This is a genomic window from Nocardia mexicana NBRC 108244, from assembly GCF_001613165.1.
Classification (GTDB): Bacteria; Actinomycetota; Actinomycetes; order Mycobacteriales; family Mycobacteriaceae; genus Nocardia; species Nocardia mexicana.
Map to the genome: position 1 here is coordinate 48082 of NZ_BDBV01000019.1, position 20206 is coordinate 68287.

Below are 20206 nucleotides of genomic sequence, written 5' to 3' on the forward strand. Positions count from 1 at the left end.
TTACTCCGGGGCGATGATGCGGACCTCGTTGTCGGCGGGGTCGGTGGGTTCGCCCGGGGTGGTGAACCAGTGGGTGACCTCGCCGTCTTCCAGGTCGGTCGCGACGTCGTCGCCCGGGAGGACGGATAGGGCGCCCGCGGTGGTCCAGGACAGGAACTCCGAGACCGCGGCGGGGCCCGCGGAGGCGGTGGTGAACGTGGTCGACTCGTAGTCGATGTCATTCGCCTCGCGGAGGGCGTCGGCGCGGTCGAGGGCCTGGTCCTGGGTCAGGGTGAGCCAGGTGCCGTCGGCGTCCGGGAGCACGAAGGCCGGGTGGTCCTCGTGCAGCGGGCGCACCCGGTCGGCGTAGGAGACCGGGTGGGTCTGCGCCGCGGCCAGTTCCGCCTGCACCTTCGGATCCGAGGGCACCAGCCAGCGCACCGAACTCGCCGCCGGTTCCAGGGTGATACCGAAACCGGCTCCGGCGGAGACGATCTCACCGAAGGAGAGACCCTCGGCGAGCAGCGCCGCGGCACCGGCCTTCTGCACCGCCCACACCGCGACCACCGCGTCGACCGAGCGCGGCAGAGTGACCGCGACGACGTCGCCGGGGCCCACGCCGCGGGTGATCAGCACCCGGGCCAGCTGCGACGAGCGCGAATCCACCACGTGGTACGGGATTTCCGCGCCGTCGGACAGCAGCGCCGGAGCCTGCGGATCCTCCTCCACGACCGCGCCGAGCGTCTTGGCCACCGTGCGCGCCCCGACCCGGGCCGGTTGGGCCCCGGAATCCGCTGCGGTGACACCGGATTCGGCGAGGATGCGGGCCCGCTCGGCGGCATCGACGATATCGATGTCACCGACCGGTGTGGCCGGATCGCGCACGAACGCCTCCAGCACCCAGCTCAACCGCTTCGCCAGGCGCTCCACCTCGTCGGCGGAGAACCGGTTGGTCAGATACTCCAGGTTCAGCCCGATCGCGGAACCCTCGGTCACCATGAGCGTCAGCGGGTAGTGCGTGCCGCCCTCGAAATCGACGCCGGTCACCGACATGCCGTCGATGGAACTGGCGGCCGCGATCGCGTCCCGGTCCACCGGATAGGACTCGAAGACCAGCAGCGAGTCGAACATCACCGCCGGCCCGGCCGTCCGCACGATATCGGTCAGGCCGACGTAGTGGTGGTCGAGCAGCGCGGCCTGCTCGCGCTGCAGGCCGGTCAGCAGCTCGCCGACCGTGCGCCGTCCGTCCACACGCACCCGCACGGGAAGCGTGTTGATGAACAGGCCCACCATCGACTCGATACCGGGCAGCTCCGGCGGGCGACCCGACACCGTCGCACCGAACACCACGTCGTCGCGGCCGGTGAGGCGGCCGAGCAGCACCGCCCACGCCGCCTGGACCAGGGTGTTCACCGTGATCCCGAGATCGGCGCAGAACTTGGTCAGCTGCTGCGTGCGCTCGGAGTCGAGTTCGGTTGCCAGCTTGGCGATCTCGTAACTCTCCACCGACTTCGGTTGCGCCGCAATCTGCGTCGGCTCGTCGACGCCGGACAGCGCCTCCGCCCACGCCTGCAGCGACGCCTCCCGATCCCGGGTCGACAACCAGGCCAGGAAGTCCCGGTAGGACCCGGCGTCGGGCAGCATCGACCGGTCGCCGCGAGTCGCGTACAACACCAGCAGATCCCGCATGAGCAGCGGCATCGACCAGCCGTCGAACAGGATGTGGTGCGCCGTGATCGCCAGCCGCCACCGGTCGCCTGTGCTGCGGAACAGCGCGAACCGCAGCAGCGGCGCGGTGGCCATATCGAAGCGGGCCGCCCGCTCCTGCGACAGCTCCCGCCGCAGCGCGGCCTCGGAGTCCTCCGCCGCCACATCGGTGAGATCGACCTCGCGCCACGGCAATTCGATGTCGTCGACCACGATCTGCACCGGCTGCCCGGCCGTGTCGGTGGTGAAGGCCACCCGCAGGTTCGGGTACCGGTCGAGCATGGCCTGCCCCGCCGCCCGCAGCCGCTCGACGTCCAGGTCACCGGCGAAATCGATCACCGCCTGCTGGGAGTACACGTCCACGCTCGACTGCGTCATCAGGGCGTGGAACAGCAGACCGGACTGCAGCGGCGACAGCGGCCACACCTCGGTCATCCCCGGGTAGGTCCGCTCCCACGCCACGGCGTCGGCCGGATCGACCTGCACCAGCGGTCCGGTCGGCAGCTCCAACTCCTCGCCGGTGCCCAGCCGCGCCACGGCCGCCAGCCCGGCGATCGTGCGGTGCTCGAACACCTCCCGGGCGCCGAACAGCACGCCGCGCGTCTTCGCCCGCGACACCAGCTGGATCGACAGGATGCTGTTGCCGCCCACGGCGAAGAAGTCGTCGTCGACGCCGATCTCCTCGCGGCCCAGCACGTCGGCGAACACCTCGGCCAGCGTCTGCTCCGTCGGTGTCGACGGTGCCCGGTAGGCCGTGGTCTCGAACTCCGGTTCCGGCAGCGCCTTGCGATCCAGCTTGCCGTTCACGTTGAGCGGCAACGCCTCCAGCACCACGAACGCGGCGGGAACCATGTACGACGGGAGGGCCGCGGCGAGCGCGGTCCGCACCCGGTCCGTATCGATCGCCACCATGTTCCCGGCGGAATCCAGCTCACCGGTCGCCGCCTCGGATCCGGCCGGGACCAGATAGGCGACCAGGCGATCACCCAGGCGCTCATCGGATTTCGCCAGCACCGCGGTCTGCGCGATCTCCGGCAGCGCCAGCAGCGCGGCCTCGATCTCGCCCAGTTCGATCCGGAAGCCGCGGATCTTCACCTGGAAGTCGGTGCGGCCGCGGTAATCCAGTTCGCCGTTCGCGGTCCAAGCGACCAGGTCACCGGTGCGGTACATCCGGGCGCCGCGGACTCCGTCGCTGCCCCCGGCCCCGAAGGGGTTGGCCACGAACCGATCCGCGCTCAGATCCGGGCGGCCGAAGTAGCCGCGCGCCAGCTGCGCACCGGCCAGGTACAGCTCGCCCGGCACGCCGACGGGCACCGGCCGCAGCCGGGCGTCGAGCACGTAGACCTGGCTGTTCCATTCCGGCGCACCGATGGACACCGAGACCGCATCGGCGTCGGTGACCTCGTGGCTGGTGATCGACACCGCCGCCTCGGTCGGGCCGTAGAGGTTGAACAGGCCCGCCGCCGAGTTGGCGCGGCGGAACCGCTGCGCGGTCGCGCCCGGCAGCGCCTCACCGATGGCCAGCACCCGCCGCAGCGAATCCGACAGCGTCCCACCGGATTCGGTGAGCAGCGCGTCCAGCATCGACGGCACGACGTGCAGGGTCGTGACCGACTCCCGGCGCATCAGCTCGTTCAGGTACTCCGGATCCTGGTGCCCGTCGGCAGTGGCGATCACCAGGCGGCCGCCGCACACGGCGGCCGTCCAGAACTCCCACACCGACAGGTCGAAGGTGGCCGCCGTCTTCAGCAGCACGGCGTCGTCCGCGGTCAGGCCGAATTCGGCCGTCTCCCAGAGCAACTGGTTGACGATCGCGCCGTGCGGCACCGCCACACCCTTCGGGCGGCCCGTCGAACCCGAAGTGAAGATCACGTAGGCCGTGTTCGCAGAACGCAGCGGGGCAACGCGATCCGTGTCGGACAGCGCGACCGCCGACACCGCCGATAGGTCCAGCTGGTCGACCAGCACGAGCCGCTCCGTCATTCCGGCGAAGACCGGTCCCGTCGCGCCGGTGGGATCCGCGGCATTGTCCGAGACGTCCGCAGCGACGACGGAGGACGTCGTCAGGACGCAGACCGGGTCGGCCGTCTCCAGGATGTAGCCGACGCGCTCGGCGGCCTGGTCCGGATCGACCGGCACGTACGCACCGCCCGCGATCGAGACCGCGTACATCGCGACGACCAGGTCCACCGAGCGGCGGAAGGCGAGCGCCACCCGCGACTCCGGACCCACACCCAGCGAAACCAGATGCCGGGCAAGGCGGTTCACCCGTTCGCCGAGTTCGGCGTAGGTGACCGAGCTGCCGTCCGGCCCGACCAGCGCCACCGCGTCCGGCGTCGACGACACCGTCCGCTCCAGCAGCGACACCAGCGTCAGCGACCGATCGACCTCGTGCCCGGTCGCATTCCAGCCCATGACCAGGTTCGCGCGCTCACCATCGGCGAGCAGCTCCAGATCACCCACGGAGGTGGTCGGCGCCGCGACGATCTGCCGCAGCAGGCGCACGAAGCGGTCGGCGAAGTGCTCGACCGTGGCGGCGTCGAACAGATCGGTGGCGTAGGTGAGGACGCCGCCGATACCGGCCGGAGCGCCGGACTCGTCGTAGCTGTCGGAGACGATCAGGTGCAGATCGAACTGCGACAGCTGGGTGTCGTAGTCCACGCCCGACAGGCTCAGGCCCGGCAGCTCCAGGCTGGTCCGGCCCAGGTTCTGGAACGACAGACCGACCTGGAACAGCGGGTGGTGCGCCGTCGAGCGCACCGGGTTCAGCACCTCGACCAGCCGCTCGAACGGCACGTCCGCGTGCGCGAAGGCCTGCAGGTCCGACTCGCGCTGCCGCGCCAGCAGCTGCTCGAACGACGCGCCCGCGTCCACCTGCGTGCGGAACACCAGGGTGTTGACGAACATGCCGATCAGATCGTCCAGCTCGCGCTCGCCGCGGCCCGCCATCGGCGTGCCGATCGCGATGTCCTCGGTCCCCGACAACCGCGACAGCAGCACCGCGAACGCCGTGTGCACGACCATGAACAGCGTCGCGCTCTCGCCGCGGGCCAACTCGTTCAGCGCCCGGTGCAGCTCGGCGTCGATCTCGACCCCGACCTTGGCACCGGCGAACGACTGCATCGCCGGGCGCGGGCGATCCGACGGCAGATCCAGCTGGTCCGGCAGGTCGGCCAGCGCCGTGCGCCAGTACGCGATCTGCTTGGCGGACAACGATTCCGGATCGTCCTCGCTGCCCAGCAGCTCGCGCTGCCAGATGCTGTAGTCCGCGTACTGCACGGCCAGCGGAGCCCAGCTCGGCGGCTCACCGGCGGCGCGGGCCGCGTAGGCGGTCATCACGTCGCGGGTCAGCGGCGCCATCGAGGAACCGTCGCCGGAGATGTGGTGCACCACCATCGCCAGCACGTATTCGCCCGCCGCACCGTCGATCTCGAACAGCGCGACCCGCAGCGGCACCTCGTTCGTGACGTCGAACGAGGTCGACACCACCGAGAGCACCGCGGATTCGATCGCATCGGGTGCGACCGTGCGGAGCTCCAGCTCCGGAACCGCCTGCGCCACCGGCAGAATCACCTGTACGGGTGCGCCGTCGGCCTCCGGGTACACCGTGCGCAGCACCTCGTGCCGGGCCACCACGTCGCCGATCGCCTCGCGCAGCGCGGCCACGTTCAGCTCACCGGTCAACCGCACCGCCATGGGCACGTTGTAGGCCGCCGACTCCTGATCGAAGCGGTTCAGGAACCACATCCGCTGCTGCGCCAGCGACAGCGGAATCCGTTCCGGCCGTTCGATACTGCCCAGCGCCGGGGCGCCGGAGTCGCGGGTCTGCGATTCGATCGCCGCCGCGAATCCGGTGACGGTCGACCGCTCGAACAGCGCCCGCACCGGCACCCGCGTGCCCACCGCGGCGCCGACGCGCGCGATGACCTGGGTGGCGATCAGCGAGTTGCCGCCGAGCGCGAAGAAGTCGTCGTCGGCGCCGATCCGCTCGACGCCGAGCACCTCGGCGAAGACGCCCGCGACGATCTCCTCGATCGGCGTGGACGGCGCGCGGAACTCCCGCTGCGTGAACGTCGGCTTCGGCAGGGCCTTGCGATCCAGCTTGCCGCTCGCGTTGAGCGGGAACGCATCCAGCGCGATGACCTGCGACGGCACCATATAGGCGGGCAGGCTCTGCATCGCCGCCTCCAGCAGCGGCGCCTGCTCGAGCCGGGCGCCCGGTGCGGGCACCGCGTAGACCACCAGCTGGTCGCCGAGCTCCGACGGCACGACCAGGGCGACCGCCTGGCTCACCGACGGATGCGCCAGCACCACGGATTCGATCTCGCCCAGTTCGATGCGCTGACCGCGGAACTTCACCTGGAAGTCGGCGCGGCCGATGTACTCCAGCACGCCACCGTCGCGCCACACCACGAGGTCGCCCGTGCGATACATGCGCTCGCCACCGGCTCCGCCGCCGAACATCCCGCCACCGGCTCCGCCGCCGAACATATCCCCGAAGGGGTCGGCCACGAAGCGATCCGAGGTCAGGTCCGGGCGCCGCATGTAGCCGCGCGCCAACTGGTCACCGGCCAGGTACAGCTCGCCGACGACCCCGGCGGGCACCGGCCGCAACCGCGAATCCAGCACGTACAGGCGGGAATTGACCTCCGGGCGGCCGATCGGCACGCTCGGGCTCTCGGTGCCCGTGGCGGTCCAGTGCGCCACAGTGATCGCGGCCTCGGTCGGCCCGTACAGGTTGTGCACGGCGGCATCCGAGATCGCGTGCACCGCGGTCACAGTCTCCGGCGGCAGCGCCTCACCGGCCGCGAACACCGTCCGCAGCGTCGGCATGGCGCCGGGCGCGGTGTGGGCGGCGAGCACGGTCAGCATCGAGGGCACGAAGTCGGTGAACGTCACGCCCTGCGCGGCAATGGTTTCCGCCAGGTACAGCGGATCGCGATGCCCGTCGGGGGTGGCCACGACCAGCTTCGCCCCGGCGCGCAGCGTCATGAAGTAGCCCCACAGCGAGACGTCGAACGTCGTCGGGGTCTTCTGCAGGTACACGTCCTCGGCGGTCATCGGGTAGGCCCGCAGCATGACGGTGATCTGGTTGTTGATCGCCGCGTGCGAGACCGACACACCCTTCGGGCGCCCCGTCGAACCGGACGTGAACAGCACGTACGCCGGATTCTCCGGATGCACGGGCTCGAGCAGTTCGTCGGCCTGCACCGGAGTGCCGTCGAATCCGTCCAGGTCCACGGTGTCGAGGTTCATGACCTCGACGCCATCGGGAACCTCGACCGCGTCGGCGGTCCGGGTCAGCACGCACACCGGCTGCGCCGTCTCCAGCACGTGCGCGATGCGCTCGGCCGGATGATCGGGATCCAGCGGCACGTACGCACCACCGGCCGTCACGATCGCGTACATGCCCACGACCAGATCCAGCGAACGCCGGATGGCCAGGCCGACAAGGGATTCCGGTCCGACGCCCTGGTAGATCAGGCGACGCGCCAGAATGTTGACCCGCTCGTCGAACTCGCGATAGGTCAGCTCGGCACCCTCGTAGGCCACCGCGACCCGATCCGGGTGCTCCGCCACCGCACGGCGATAGCCGTCGAGCAGCAGTTCCGGATCCACCGGCTCCCGAGTGTCGTTCCACTCCAGCAGGATTCGATCCCGCTCGGCCGCCTCGAGCACGTCGAGGTCGCGGACCCGGCGGCCCGCTCCGGCCAGCAGCTCGTCGATGATGCGCCGCAGCCGCACCGCCAGCGTCTCCACCTCGCCGGTGCTGAACCGGCTCAGCAGGTGTTCGAGCACGATCTCGATGGTCTGCTCGGCCTTGACCAGCAGGGTCAGCGGATAGTGCGTGCCGCCGGTCATTCCGGCGCCGACCACCGACACACCGTCGATCGCGCTCGCCGCGGTGATCGCGTCCTTGTCCACCGGATACGACTCGAACACCAGCAGCGAATCGAACTGCGCACCGATGCCCGCCGCCCGCTGGATATCGGGGAGGCCGACGTGATGGTGGTCCAGCAGATCCGCTTGCGCGCCTTGCAATCCGGTCAGCAGCTCGGCGACGCTCGCCTGCTCGTCGACGCGCACCCGCACGGGCAGCGTATTGATGAACAGGCCGACCATCGACTCGATACCCGACAGCTCCGGCGGGCGACCCGACACCGTGGCGCCGAACACCACGTCGTCGCGACCGGTCATGCGGCTCACCAGCACACCCCACGCGGCCTGCACCAGCGTGTTGACCGTGATGCCGAGCTGGGCACAGAAATCCGCCACCCGGCGGGTGTACTCGGCGTCGAGGTGGACGACCTGCTTGCCCGCCTCGTAGGTCTCCTCCGACTTCGGCTGCGGGGCGAGCACGGTGGGCCCGTCGACGCCGTCGAGCGCCTGCTGCCAGGCCCGCAGCGAGGCGTCCCGGTCCCGCCCGGCCAGCCAGGCCAGGAAGTTCCGGTACGACGGCACCCGCGGCAGCGCGGAGACATCGCCGCGCACCGCGTACAGCACCAGCAGATCCTGCATGAGCAGCGGCATCGACCAGCCGTCGAACAGGATGTGGTGCGCGGTGATCGACAGGTGCCACGCCGCGTCGCCGGTGCGGTACGCCGCGAAGCGCAGCAGCGGCGAGGTGGTCATATCGAAGTGGGTGAGGCGGTCCGCCTCGAGCAGCCGGTCCAGCTCCGGCCGCCGCTCCGCCTCGGGCAGATCGGTGAGATCGACCTCCCGCCAAGGCACTTCGACCTTGTCGAGCACGATCTGCACCGGCTCGCCCTGCGAGTCGGCGACGAAGACCGCGCGCAGGTTCGGGTAGCGCTCCAGCATGCCCTGCGCGGCGCTGTGCAACCGCTGCAGGTCGAGGGCGCCGTCGAAGTCGACGACCGCCTGCTGGGTGTACACGTCCACCGTCGCGGCGCTCAGCATCGCGTGGAACAGCAGACCCGACTGCAGGCTCGACAGCGGCCACACGTCGGTCAGGTCCGGGAACTGCCGCTCCCACACCTCGATATCCGACTGCGCGGCGCGCACCAGCGGCAGATCCGACGGGGTCAGGCCGCCGGATTCCGGGCGGCGGGCGTGCTCGGCGAGCGCCGTGAGCGCCTCGACCCAGAGGTCGGCCAGCTCCTGAGCCTGCTCCCGGGTCAGCAGTCCGCTCGGGAACGCGAACGACGCGCCCAGCTGCGGGCCCTCGTCGCCGTCGGTGACGATCGCGTTGATGTCGAGCGTCGCGTTGGCAGGCATCGCCGCATCCATCACCGCGGACAGCTCACCCAGGTCGTCCACCGGCACCCAGCCGATCTCGGCGAACTGCGCGGGGACGTCGGCGGTGGAGACGCGGCCCAGGTAGTTGAAGCTGATCTGGCCCGCATCGGCCAACCGCTCGGCGGTCTCCGGGTTCAGATGCCGCAGCAGGCCGTAGCCGATGCCCTTGCCGGGCACGCCCAGCAGCTGCTCTTTGACGGATTTGACGATGCGGCCCAGGGCATCTCCGCCCGCGAAGGCCTCGGACAGGTTCGCGCCGGCGAGATCCAGCCGCACCGGGTAGACGCTGGTGAACCAGCCCACCGTGCGCGACAGATCCGCGCCCGGAACCGCTTCTTCCTCGCGGCCGTGGCCTTCCAGGCGGACCAGCGCGGCCGAACCGGACTGTTCCCCACGCCATTTCGCGACGGCCATGGCCAGCGCCGACAGCAGACCGTCGTTCACGCCGCCGTGGTACAGGCCCGGAATCGCGGTCAGGACCGCGTCGGTGACCGCGGCGGGCACGCTCACCCGCACGGAGTCCACGGTCGCGTTGGTGTCGACCGCCGGATCGAATGCGCGCGATCCCAGCAGCGGATCCGGCGTCGCCGAAACCTGCTGCCAGAACGGCAGTTCCGGCTCGCGCTCCGCGGCGGAGTCGACGAGGGCGTGCGCCCAGCGTCGCATCGAGGTGCCGTTGGCGGGCAGCGCCACCTGCTGGCCCGCGGCCAGCTGCGACCACGCGACGGCGAAGTCGGGGATAAGGATTCGCCACGACACACCGTCGACCACGAAGTGGTGGGCCACGATCAGCAATACGCCGGGGCGGTCACCGTGCCCGCCGGTGCCCGCGGTCCCCTCCGCGTTCGCATCGGCCACGGTCGCGTCTGTCGCCCCGAAGGCGAACCACACGAACTGGACCATTGCCGCATTCGCGGGGTCCAGACGGTCCAGCGCCGCATCGTATTCCGCGTTCGCGATGCGCGACAGCTCCGCGTCGTCGATATCACCGGCGACGTCGACCCGCCGGACCAGCGCATCGATATCGATGGCCCCGCGGTCGAGAGCCTCGAAGGCCCAACCGTTCTCGGCGTCTCCGCCCAGTCGCGTACGCAGCACGTCGTGGTGGTCGAAGACCGCGCCGATCGTCGCGACCAGGGTCGCCCGGTCGATGCCGTCCGGCAGGCGCAGCGTCATCGACTGCGAGAACCGCTGGTACGACGAGGCATCCGACTTCGCCAGCACCGACGCCATGAACGGCAGCACCGGGATGTCGCCGACGCCGCCGCCGGGCAGTTCGGCCAGCCGCTGCCGCTCCGCGTCGGCGCCGGTGGTGGCGACCTCGGCCAGTCCGGCCACGGTGCGCCGCTCGAAGACGTCGCGCGGGGAGAACACCACGCCCCGGGCCTTGGCCCGCGACACCAGCTGGATGGACAGGATGCTGTCGCCGCCGAGCGCGAAGAACGAATCGTCCACGCCGACCCGCTCCAGGCCCAGCACCTCCGCGACCACCTCGGCGATGGTCGCCTCGATATCGCTGGTGGGGGCGCGGAATTCCTGCGAGCCCAGCTCCGGATCCGGCAGTGCGGCGCGGTCCAGCTTGCCGACCGCGGTCACCGGGATCTTGTCGAGCACCACGATGGCCGTCGGCACCATGTACTCGGGCAGTCGGCCGGACAGGAACTCCGTCACCTGTGCCACGTCGACGGTGTGCTCGGCCACGGCGCGGACGTACGACACCAGGATGTCGGTGCCCGCCTCGGTCTTGCGGCCGAGCGTGACGGCGAAGTCGATATCCGGGTGCGCGGTGAGCGCGGCGTCGATCTCGCCCAGTTCGATGCGGTAGCCGCGAACCTTCACCTGGAAGTCGGTGCGGCCCACGTATTCCAGGGCGCCGGCCCCACCGTCGATCTCGCGCCACACCACCAGGTCGCCGGTGCGGTACATGCGCTCGCTCGTGCCGAATGGATTGGCCACGAACCGATCTGCTGTCAGATCCGGGCGCGCCGCGTAGCCGCGCGCCAGCTGGTCACCCGCGAGATACAGCTCACCCGCGACACCCGCCGGAACCGGCCGCAGCCGCGAATCCAGCACGTACAGCTGGGTGTTCCACTGCGGCAGGCCGATCGGCACGGTGCGCCGCTCGGCGCCCGACACCGGCCAGTGGGTGACGGTGACCGCCGCCTCGGTCGGGCCGTAGACGTTGTGCACGGCCGCGTCCGACACCGCGTGCAGTGCCGCGACGGTCTCCGGCGGCAGCGCCTCGCCGGCCGCGAACACGGTCCGCAGCGTCGGCACGCTGCCGGAGGTGAGTTCGGAGGCGAACACCGCGAGCAGCGAGGGCACGAAGTCGGTGAACGTCACGCCCTGCGCGGCAATGGTTTCCGCCAGGTAGGCCGGGTCACGATGGCCGTCGGGGGTGGCCACGACCAGTTTCGCGCCGACGCGCAGCGGCATGAAGTAGCCCCACAGCGAGACGTCGAACACCGTGGCGGTCTTCTGCAGGTACACGTCATCGATGCCGAGCGAGTACTCGTCCAGCATCCAGGTGATCTGGTTCTGGATCGCGAAGTGCGACACCGCCACACCCTTCGGGCGGCCGGTCGAACCCGACGTGAAGATCACGTAGGCCGGGTTCTCCGCACGCACCGGGCGCAGCAGTTCCTCGGGCCGCACCGGGCTCGCGTCGATATCGCTCAGGTCCAGCGTGTCCAGGTGCAGGACCTCGATGCCCTCGGGCACCGGGACCTCGTCCACGGTCCGGGTGAGCACGCACACCGGCTGCGCCGTCTCCAGCACATAGGCGATGCGCTCGGCCGGGTGATCCGGATCCAGCGGCACGTACGCGCCACCGGCGGTGAGCACCGCGTACATCCCGACCACGAGGTCGAGCGAACGCCGGACGCCCAGGGCGACGAGCGATTCCGACCCGACGCCCTGCGAGATCAGGTGCCGCGCGAGACGGTTCACCCGCTCGTCGAACTCGCGATAGGTCAGCTCGGCGCCCTCGTAGACCACGGCGACCCGATCCGGATGCGCGGTGGCCGCGCGGCGGTAGCCGTCCAGCAGCAGTTCCGGAGCGACCTCGCGCCGAGTGTCGTTCCACTCCACCAGGATTCGATCGCGCTCGGCATTGCCGAGGACGTCGATGTCGGCGACCCGGCCCCGCGGATCGGCCAGCAGCTCGTCCACGATCCGCAGCAGCCGCGTGGCCAGCAACTCCACCTCGTCGGCGGTGAATCGGCTGAGCAGGTGCTTGAGCTGCAGCACCACGGTCGTGTCGGCGGTGACCATCACCGTGATCGGGTAGTGGGTGTCGTCCTTGATCCCGGCGTCGAGCACCGACATGCCGTCGATGGAGCTGGTCGCGGCGATCGCGTCCTTGTCCACCGGGTACGACTCGAACACCAGCAGCGAATCGAACTGGGCACCGATGCCCGCCGCCCGCTGGATCTCCGGCAGGCTCACGTAGTGGTGGTCGAGCAGATCCGCCTGTGCGCCTTGCAATCCGGTCAGCAGCTCGGCGACCGTCGCGTGGCCGTCGATGCGCACCCGCACGGGCAGCGTGTTGATGAACAGGCCGACCATCGACTCGATGCCGGGCAGCTCCGCCGGACGGCCGGAGACCGTGGCGCCGAACACGACGTCGTCGCGGCCGGTCATGCGGCCGACCAGCACGCCCCACGCGGCCTGCACCAGCGTGTTCATCGTGATCCCGAGTTCGGCGCACAGGCGCTTGAGGCGCTGCGTGCGGTCGGCGTCGATCTCGACGACCCGCTTGCCGATCTCGTAGGTCTCGTCGAGCGTGGTCTGCGGGGCCAGCTGGGTGGGTTCGTCCACGCCCGCGAGGGCCCGCCGCCAGGTGTCGAGCGACTCCTGCTTGTCCCGCCCGGCCAGCCAGCCGAGGTAGGTCCGGTAGGACGACGGCCGCGGCAGTGCCGAGCTGTCGCCGCGAACCGCGTACAGCACCAGCAGATCCCGCATCAGCAGCGGCATGGACCAGCCGTCGAGCAGGATGTGGTGGGTGGTGATCACCAGCTGCCACTCGTCCGGCGCGAGCCGGTACACGGTGTAGCGCAGCAGCGGCGGCGCGGACAGGTCGAAGTGCGTCGCCCGGTCCTCGGCGATCAGCCGCTCGAGCTCCGCCGGCCGCTGGTCGGCGGGCAGACCGGCGAGATCAACCTCGCGCCACGGCACCTCGACCCGGTCCAGCACCACCTGCACGGAGGCGCCCTCGAGGTCGGCGACGAACGCGGTCCGCAGGTTCGGGTAGCGCTGCAGGACGGCCTGCGCCGCCACCCGCAGCCGCGCGGTGTCGAGCGTGCCGCCCAGGTTCACGACGGCCTGGATGGTGTAGACGTCGAAGGTCGACTGGGTCAGCAGGGCGTGGAACAGCAGGCCCGACTGCAGCGTGGACAGCGGCCACACGTCGACCAGGTCCGGGAACTGCCGCTCCCAGCCCTCGACATCGGACTGCGTGGCCCGGACCAGCGCCAGGTCGGACGGGGTGAAGCCGCCCGCGCCGGGACGCCGCGCGTGACCGGCGAGCGCCGTGAGCGCCGCGACCCACAGGTCGGCGAACTCCTGCACCCGGTCGGCGGTCAGCAGCCCGGACGGGTAGGCGAAGGTGGCGTTCAGCTGCGGGCCCTCGTCGCCGTCTGTGACGATCGCGTTGATGTCGACGACGCCGTTGGCGGGCATGTCGGCATCCATCAGCCCGGATACCTCGCCCAGGTCGGCGACGGGCACCCAGCCCAGTTCGCCCAGCTGCTCCGGCACGTCTCCGGCGGAGACGCGGCCCAGGTAGTTGAAGCTGATCTGGCCGACGTTGTGCAGTTGCGCGCCGGTCTCCGGGTTCAGGTAGCGCAGCAGGCCGAATCCGAGGCCCTTGTCGGGCACCGCCAGCAGCTGCTCCTTGACCGATTTGACGATGCGCCCCACCGAGTTTCCGCCGTCGAAGGCGTCGTTCAGGTCGGCGCCCGCGAGATCCAGTCGCACCGGGTAGACGCTGGTGAACCAGCCAACCGTGCGCGACAGGTCCGCGCCCGGGACGACCTCTTCCTCGCGGCCGTGGCCCTCCAGCCGGATCAGTGCGGACGAACCCGACTTTTCCCCACGCCATTTCGCGATCGCCATGGCCAGGGCCGACAGCAGGCCGTCGTTCACGCCGCCGTGGTACTGGCCCGGGACGGCCGTGAGCACCGCGTCGGTGACATCGGCCGGGAGCGTGACCTGGATCCGTTCCACGGTCGCGTTGGTGTCGACCGCCGGATCGAAGGCCCGCGAACCCACCAGCGGATCCGGAGTCGTCGAAACCTCTTGCCAGAACGGCAGTTCCGCGACCCGATCCGCGGCCGAAGCCTCCTCGACGAGGGCGTGCGCCCAGCGCCGCATGGAGGTCCCGTTGGCGGGCAGCGCCACCGGCTGGCCCGCGACCAGCTGCGACCAGGCCACCGCGAAGTCCGGGATCAGGATGCGCCACGACACGCCGTCGACCACGAAGTGGTGTCCGGCGATCATCAGCACGTCCCGGCGCGCGGTGCCGTCGAAGGCGAACCACACGAACTGCACCATCGCCGCATTCGCGGGATCCAGACGGCCCAGCGCCGCATCGTATTCCGCGCTCGCCAGGCGGGTCAGCTCGTCGTCGGCGATATCCGCGGACACCTCGACCCGGTGCACGAGCGCGTCGACATCGACGGCGCCCCGCTCCAGAGCCTCGAACTCCCAGCCGTTTTCGACATCGCCACGCAGCCGCGACCGCAGCACGTCGTGGTGATCGAAGACCGCGCCGATCGTCGCGACCAGGGTCGCCCGGTCGATGCCGTCCGGCAGGCGCAGCGTCATCGACTGCGAGAACCGCTGGTAGGACGACCCGCTCGACAGGAAGTGCGTCATCACCGGCAGCACCGGGATCTCGCCCACGCCGCCGCCGGGCAGCTCGGTCAGCTGCGAGCGCTCGACGCCCGCGCCCAGCGCCGCCACCTCGGCCAGACCGGCCGCGGTGCGCTGCTCGAACACGTCGCGCGGGCTGAAGTTCAGCCCCCGGGCCTTCGCCCGCGACACCAGCTGGATGGACAGGATGCTGTCGCCGCCGAGCGCGAAGAACGAATCGTCCACGCCGACCCGGTCGACACCGAGCACATCGGCGAACACCTCGGCGATGAGCGCCTCGGTTTCGCTTGCGGGAGCACGGAATTCGCGTGCCGTGAAGACCGGCTCGGGCAGCGCCCGGCGATCCAGCTTGCCGACCGGGGTCAGCGGGATCTCGTCGAGCACCATGATCGAGGTCGGGACCATGTACTCCGGCAGCGTGACCGAGATGTGCTCGGTCAGCTGGGCCGCGTCGACGGTCTGTCCGGCCGCCGCGTGCACGTAGGAGACCAGGATGGTCGAGCTCACATCGGTCCTATGACCCACGGTGACCGCGAAATCGACGGTCTCGTGCGAGGTGAGGGCGCTGTCGATCTCGCCCAGCTCGATGCGGAAACCGCGCACCTTGACCTGGAAGTCGGAGCGGCCGACGTATTCCAGGCGGTGCTCGATCTCGCCGTCGCGCAGTTCGCGGGCCTTCCACCGGACCACGTCGCCCGTGCGGTACATCCGCTCGCCCGGGATGTACGGATTCGCCACGAACTTGTCGGAGGTCAGCCCGGCGCGCGCGTGGTAGCCGCGCGTCACCTGCGGACCCGACATGTACAGCTCGCCCGCGACACCGTCGGGCACCGGCTGCAACCGGCTGTCCAGCACCAGCGAACGGACGCCGCGGTTCGGGGCGCCGATCGTCAGGGCATCGCCCGGCAGCAGCGGCTCACCGATATTCACCACGACCGTGGTCTCGGTCGGGCCGTACACATTGTGGAACGCGCGAACGGGACCGTCCTCGCCGAGCGGGATGGCCCACTTCGCCAGCAGCTCGGGCGAATACGCCTCACCACCCACGGCCAGCACGCGCAGGCTGTCCAGGCCGGTCGGGTCGAACGTCGCCAAGGCCGCCGGGGTGATGAACAGATGGGTGACCTGTTCGCGGCGGATCAGCTCGTACAGCTCCTCGCCGCCGAACACACCCGTCGGAACGACCACGAGCGCACCGGCCGGACCGATCGCGAGCAGCAGCTCCATGATCGACGCGTCGAAGCTCGGCGACGAGAAATGCAGTGTGCGCGAATCGGAATCGAGATTGTACCGCTCGACCTGTTCCGCGCTGAGGTTCGCCAGGCCCGCGTGCGGGACGACGACGCCCTTGGGCACACCGGTCGAACCCGAGGTGTAGATGACGTACGCCAGGTTCTCCGGGCGCACCGGGCGCAGCCGGTCGTCGTCCGATACTGCCGCGTCGCTGTACTGCTCCAGCTCGAGCTCGTCGAGCACCAGCCATTCCACCGAATCCGGCAGATCGGCGCGCACCGACGACACGGTGAGGCCCACGGGCGCACCGGAATCGGTGAGCATGTGCTCGATGCGATCCGACGGATACGTCGGATCGATCGGCACGAACGCCGCACCCGACTTGGTCACACCCCACTCGGCGAAGTACGAATCACTCGACCGCGGAATCGCGATCGCCACGAAATCCTCAGTACCCAGACCACGCTCGATCAACAAGCGCGCCAAACGATTCGACCGCTGATCCAGCTCACCGTAGGTCAGCCGGACGTCGCGGAAGATGACCGCCGGGGCCTCGGGATCGCGAGAAACCGCCTCCGCCAACAACTCCGGCAGGGTCCGCGCCGGAACCGCCGGGCCGCCGGTGCGACTCACGACCTCGGCGCGCTCGGCCGCGTCCAGGATGTCGATCCCGCCGACCGCGGCCTCGGGATCGGCCGCGATCGCCCGCAGCAAGCGGGTGAAGCGACCGGCGAATCCCTCGACCGTGGCCTCGTCGAAAAGGTCACGGGCGAAGGAGAACTCGGCCAGCATCCGGGAGCCGTCGGCCGCCTCCCGCACGGTCAGCGACAGGTCGAACTTCTCGATACCGGCGTCGAACTCGACCGCGCCGACGCGCAGTCCGGGTAGTTCGAAGGCGGTCTCGGGCAGGTTCTCGAACGACAGCGCCACCTGGAACAGCGGGTGCCGCGCGGTGGAGCGCTCCGGCTGCAGCAGCTCCACCAGCCGCTCGAACGGGATGTCGGCGTGGGCGAAGGCCTGCAGATCGGTGTCGCGGGCCCGCGTGAGCAGGTCGCGGAAGCTCCGCTGTCCGCGCACCTCGGTGCGCAGCACCACGGTGTTGACGAACATGCCGATCATCTCGTCGAGCTCGGCCTCACCGCGGCCCGCGATCGGGCTGCCGACGGCGATGTCCTCGGTGCCCGACAGCCGCGCCAGGAACACCGCGAGGGCGGCGTGCACGACCATGAACAGGGTGGTGTTCTGCTCGGCCGCGATCTGCCGCAGCGCCGCGCGCAGCTCGGTGTCGATCGGGAACACCACGCGCCCACCGGCATACGACGGCACGGTCGGCCGCGGCCGGTCGGCGGGCAGGTTCAGCTCGTCGGGCAGGTCGGCCAGCGCGGTGCGCCAGTAGTCGGCCTGCGCGGAGATCAGGCTCTCCGGATCGTCCTCCGAGCCCAGTACGGTGCGCTGCCAGACGCTGAAGTCCGCGTACTGCACCGGCATCGGCGTCCAAGCCGGAGCCTCGCCGGTGGACCGAGCGCTGTAGGCGAGCATCACGTCACGGGTCAGCGGGCCCATCGACCAGCCGTCCGCGGCAATGTGGTGCGCCACGAACACCAGCACGTATTCGGTTGCGTCCGTGGATCCTTCGGCGCCCACGTCATCCCGGCGTGCATTCGACCGGGATCCCGTCGCGTCCGCAACGCGCAGCAGTCGCGCCCGCAGCGGCACCTCCGCAGTGACATCGAAGCCGGTGGAGATCAGCTCGGCGATGGTGTCCCGCAATGCTTCCGGGGCCACGTCGACCGGGGTGAGGTCCGGCACGGCGCGGTCGGCGGGCAGCACCACCTGGTGCGCGATGCCGTCGGCGTCCGGGTAGATGGTGCGCAGAATCTCGTGGCGCTCCACCAGATCTCGCACCGCGGCCTGCAGCGCGTCCACATCCAGATCGCCGGACAGCCGGACCGCGACCGGCACGTGGTATGCCGCCGACTGCTGGTCGAACCGGTTCAGGAACCACATGCGCTGCTGCGCCAGCGACAGCGGCACCCGATCCGGACGCTGCCCCGCGACCAGCGCCGGGCGGCCGCCGGACCCGGCGTGCTGCGCGACCCGGGCCGCCAGCGCGGCCACGGTGGAGTACTCGAACAGATCCCGCACCGGGACCCGTGCCTCGAGTGCCGCGCTCAGCCGCGCGACCACCTGTGTGGCGATCAGCGAGTTGCCGCCGAGGGTGAAGAAGTCGTCGTCGGCACCGATCCGCTCGACGCCGAGCACCTCGGCGAAGACGCCCGCGACCAACTCCTCGACCGGGGTCGAGGGCGCCCGGAACTCGCGCTGCGTGAACGTCGGCTCCGGCAGCGCCTTGCGGTCCAGCTTGCCGCTGGTGTTCAGCGGGAACGCGTCCAGCGCGACGATCGCGCCGGGCAGCATGTAGGCGGGCAGCGTCTCGGCGGCGGCCGCCAGCAGCTCGTCCTGATCGATCGCCGCACCCGGCGCCGGGACCACGTAGGCCACCAGCTGGTCGCCCAGCTCGGACGGCAGGACCAGCGCGACGGCCTGGCTCACCGACGGCTGCGCCAGCAGCGCCGATTCGATCTCGCCGAGTTCGATGCGCTGACCGCGGAACTTCACCTGGAAGTCGGTGCGGCCGATGTACTCCAGCACGCCGCCGTCACGCCACACCACCAGGTCGCCGGTGCGGTACATGCGCCCGCCACCGAGGGCACCTACATCCCCGAAGGGGTCGGCCACGAACCGATCCGAGGTCAGATCCGGACGCGCCACGTAGCCGCGCGCCAGCTGGTCACCGGCCAGGTAGAGCTCGCCGGGGACGCCCGCGGGCACCGGCCGCAGCCGCGAATCCAGCACGTACACGCGAGAGTTCCACTGCGGCAGGCCGATCGGCACGCTCGACCGCTCCTCGCCCGTGGCGGGCCAGTAGGTGATCGAGACCGCGGCCTCGGTCGGCCCGTACAGGTTGTGCACCGCGGCGTCCGACACCGACCGCAGGGCGGCAACGGTCTCGGGCGGCAGCGCCTCGCCGATCACGAACACGTCGCGCAGCGAAGGCAGGGAACCCGAGGGGGTCTGCGTGGCGAACACCGTGAGCATCGACGGCACGAAGTCGGTGACCGTAACACGCTGTGCGGCAATCGTTTCCGCAATGTACCGCGGGTCGCGATGGCCGTCGTGCGTGGCGACCACCAGCTTCGCCCCGGCGCGCAGCGGCATGAAGTAGCCCCACAGCGACACGTCGAAGGTGGTGGCGGTCTTCTGGAAGTAGACGTCGTCGGCACCCATCGGGTACTCGGCCAGCATCCAGGTGGTCTGGTTGTGGATGGCCGCGTGCGAGACCGCCACACCCTTCGGGCGGCCCGTCGAACCGGACGTGAAGATCACGTAGGCCGGGTTGTCCGGATGCACGGGTTCCAGCAGTTCGTCGGCCTGCACCGGGGTGCCGTCGAATCCGTCGAGATCCACGGTGTCCATGTGCAGCACCGGGATGTCGCCGGGCACGGGCACCGCGTCCGCCGTCGTGCTGAGCACGCACACCGGCTGCGCCGTCTCCAGCACGTGCGCGATGCGCTCGGCCGGATGATCCGGATCCAGCGGCACGTACGCACCGCCCGCCGTGATGATCGCGTACATGCCGACGACCAGGTCCAGCGAACGCCGCACGGCAAGGCCGACAAGCGATTCCGGTCCGACATCCTGGTAGATCAGGCGGCGGGCCAGAATGTTGACCCGCTCGTCGAACTCGCGATAGGTCAGCTCGTGGCCCTCGTAGGCCACCGCGACCCGATCCGGATGCTCCGCCACCGCACGGCGATAGCCGTCGAGCAGCAGCTCGGGCGCGACCTCGTGCCGAGTGTCGTTCCACTCCACCAGGATTCGATCGCGCTCGCCGCCGTCGAGCAGCTCGAGATCGCCGATCGGCGTCTGCGGCGCGGCGATGATCTCGCCGAACAGCCGCACCAGCCGATCCACGAAACCCTGCACGGTCGACTCGTCGAACAGGTCGCTCGCGTAGGTGAGGAAGCCGCCGATGCCGGCCGGGGCACCGGACTCGTCGTACCGGTCGGACACGATCAGGTGCAGGTCGAACTGCGACTGCTCGGTGTCGATGTCCATCCCGCCGACGGTCAGGCCGGGCAGTTCCAGCGTCGGC

1 protein-coding gene (cut by a window edge) is annotated in these 20206 nt (G+C 70.3%); it reads right to left on the bottom strand.

The features are described from left to right. On the bottom strand, positions 1–20206 hold the final stretch of the coding sequence (locus NM1_RS06625; RefSeq protein ID WP_157123862.1) for a non-ribosomal peptide synthase/polyketide synthase. 31763 nt of this gene lie beyond the right edge of the window; 20206 of the gene's 51969 nt are visible here — the last part of the coding sequence; the start codon falls outside the window, past its right edge — the gene reads right to left on this strand; its stop codon occupies positions 1–3.